Here is a 2,770-nt window from a genome sequence, read left to right on the forward strand (position 1 = left end):
GTTCGTCAAGGTGCTAAAGTTGCGCAAAGCTTCCAACCGGACGTCATTATCGCGTTAGGTGGTGGCTCACCAATGGATGCAGCGAAAATCATTTGGGTTATGTACGAACACCCTGAGGTTGATTTTGCTGATTTAGCGCTGCGTTTCATGGATATTCGTAAACGTATTTACAAATTCCCTAAAATGGGTGTTAAAGCTCAAATGGTTGCCATTCCGACAACCTCAGGTACAGGATCAGAAGTGACTCCTTTTGCCGTGGTAACCGATGAAGTAACCGGAAAGAAATACCCTATTGCCGACTATCAATTAACACCGAACATGGCGATTGTCGATCCTAACTTAGTCATGGACATGCCAAAATCATTGACCGCTTTTGGTGGTATTGATGCTGTCACACATGCGTTAGAAGCTTATGTGAGTGTAATGGCAAACGAATACAGTGATGGCCAAGCACTACAAGCATTAGACCTATTGTTTAAGTACCTACCGGACTCTTATGAATTTGGTGCAAAAGCGCCAGTCGCTCGTGAAAAAGTCCATAATGGTGCCACCATAGCCGGTATTGCTTTTGCCAACGCATTCTTAGGCGTTTGTCACTCAATGGCGCACAAATTAGGTGCCGAATTCCACTTAGCTCACGGTTTGGCTAATGCACTACTAATCTCTAACGTGATCCGCTTTAACGCGACAGATATGCCAACTAAGCAAGCAGCGTTTAGTCAATACGACCGTCCTAAAGCGTTGTGTCGTTATGCTGCCATTGCAGATTATTTAAAGCTAGGTGGTAAAACTGATGCTCAAAAAGTTGAAAAACTGATTGAAAAAATCGAACAGCTGAAAACAACCATTGGTATCCCTGCATCAATTCAGGATGCTGGTGTTAATGAAGCAGATTTTATCGCCAAACTGGATGAACTTGCTGAAGATGCATTTGATGATCAATGTACTGGTGCCAATCCACGTTACCCGTTGATTAAAGAGCTTAAACAAGTGCTATTAGACAGCTTCTATGGCCGAGCTTATAAAGACTAGTCGATTCTAAAATAAGCAGTAAGCTTTAAACATTACGCCTTACAATATTGTAAGGCGTTTTTTTGTCTTAACATTCCCACCGAAAATGAACCTATGGCTATTCAACTCAGTTAGCGAGACAAAGGACTGTTTGATATCCGTTTATTATCCCGAGTTGAGGTTACTTAGCTAAGGCCAGCATAACGGCCTTATTGGCATGAATTTGAGTCGTATCATACAAAGGAACATGCGTATGTTGTTGCTGCACTAATAGGGCTATCTCTGTACAACCTAAAATCACCGCCTCAGCCCCTTGCTCATATAATTTATCAATAATGCCAAGATAGCATTGTCGTGATTGCGGATTTATCGTGCCCAGACATAGCTCTTGATATATCACGTCATGAATTAATGTTTGCTCGTGTGGTGAAGGAACCAGTACCTCAATGGGATAGTTATCACTTATCCGTTGCTTATAAAAGTCCTGTTCCATGGTAAAGCGCGTGCCCAATAGGCCGACTTTACTGATCCCATCGGCTAACAACACCTCCGCTGTGGCATCTGCAATATGCAAAATAGGTATCGAGATTTGTGCTTGGATATCATCAGCCACTTTGTGCATGGTATTGGTACAAATCAATAAGAAGTCTGCCCCGCCAGCTTCAACCGCTTTAGCGGCTGTGGTTAAATGAATAGCAGTATCGTGCCACAATCCTTTATGTTGCAGGGTTTCTATTTCAGCAAAATCGACACTGTATAAACAAATTTTGGCCGAATGCAGCCCACCTAATGCAGACTTAACACCTTGATTAATGGCTTTGTAATAATTGAGTGTCGACTCCCAACTCATACCACCTATCATACCGATTGTTTTCATACTCACTCCTGTCACTGAATGCTGTACGTCTATAAAAATACTATTCCCATGATAGAAACATAATATGGGATAACAAGCTTAATGGCGGATCAATATTGTTATTTTCAGGCTTGGGTCCATTAACCGCTTTATGGAGATAAGGTGTCATGACTGACATTGATTACTTGACTGTCGTAGATTCATGTTAAGCAGGTAACAAAAAACCAGCTAATGCTGGTTTTATTGTTGCCATATAAAATGGTGCTATCAATGCATAAACGTTTGGTTGTTTACGACTTAAATGGCATTGCGCCTAAGTAATCTTTTTTACCCACTTCAACACCATTATGGCGCAAAATTGCATAGGCAGTTGTCACATGGAAATAAATATTAGGAATGGCATGTTCCAAAGCAAAATCACGCCCAGTAAGATATTTATCTTCCCAACGACGATGAGTAATTTTGCGAGTTTCTGCACCAGTAAAGTCTTCGGCTGTAAACGTGGCTAAATAATCGATAACAGAAGCGATACGAGCTTGTAGCTCCGCTAATGTCGTCTCATTATCTTCATGTTTTGGCGCACTATCTTCTTGGCCAGTTAAACGCGCTACTGCTAATTTGGCTGTATCGCACGCAAGTTGCACTTGGCGAGTTAAGTTAAATTGATCTGGGGCTAAACGTGAATTAAGTAGCACCGACATTTCAATTTTTTTAGCTTCTGCAAAGCCTTCACCTTTGACAAGGATTGCACTTAAGTTATTAAGCATTTTACTAAATTGTACAACCGTTAAATCATAAAGCATTGAGAATACCTCTTAATATAAATGGACTTGCTTTGTTATCGACTTAAACCATCAATAAATTCGTGTGAATCATTCATCATCATTTTATGGAATCGCGATG

General features: G+C 40.9%; 3 protein-coding genes. 1 reads left to right on the plus strand and 2 read right to left on the minus strand.

All coding sequences use genetic code 11. The features are described 5' to 3' along the window. On the plus strand, positions 1-1,032 hold a 1,032-nt coding region (locus CXF78_RS19380; RefSeq protein WP_145991572.1), incomplete at its 5' end, for an iron-containing alcohol dehydrogenase. Positions 1,033-1,192: 160 nt separating this feature from the next. Here CXF78_RS19380 and CXF78_RS19385 read toward each other — a convergent pair. Both CXF78_RS19385 and CXF78_RS19390 read right to left on the minus strand, forming a co-directional pair. After that, on the minus strand, positions 1,193-1,888 hold the full coding sequence (locus CXF78_RS19385) for an aspartate/glutamate racemase family protein (RefSeq protein ID WP_011637359.1): 696 nt from the start codon (positions 1,886-1,888) through the stop codon (positions 1,193-1,195). Between the two features lie 269 nt (positions 1,889-2,157). Beyond that, positions 2,158-2,670, minus strand: coding sequence for a DUF1993 domain-containing protein (locus CXF78_RS19390; RefSeq protein WP_102037677.1), 513 nt, complete (start codon positions 2,668-2,670; stop codon positions 2,158-2,160). Positions 2,671-2,770 lie beyond the last annotated feature (100 nt).

Origin of the sequence: Shewanella sp. 11B5, from assembly GCF_002836795.1 — a bacterium.
GTDB classification, from domain to species: domain Bacteria; phylum Pseudomonadota; class Gammaproteobacteria; order Enterobacterales; family Shewanellaceae; genus Shewanella; species Shewanella frigidimarina.

Bases quoted from the DNA above. Each gene is read 5' to 3' on its own strand.
- CXF78_RS19385 (WP_011637359.1), bottom strand. From the start codon at position 1,888: ATGAAAACAATCGGTATGATAGGTGGTATGAGTTGGGAGTCGACACTC.
- CXF78_RS19390 (WP_102037677.1), bottom strand. From the start codon at position 2,670: ATGCTTTATGATTTAACGGTTGTACAATTTAGTAAAATGCTTAATAAC.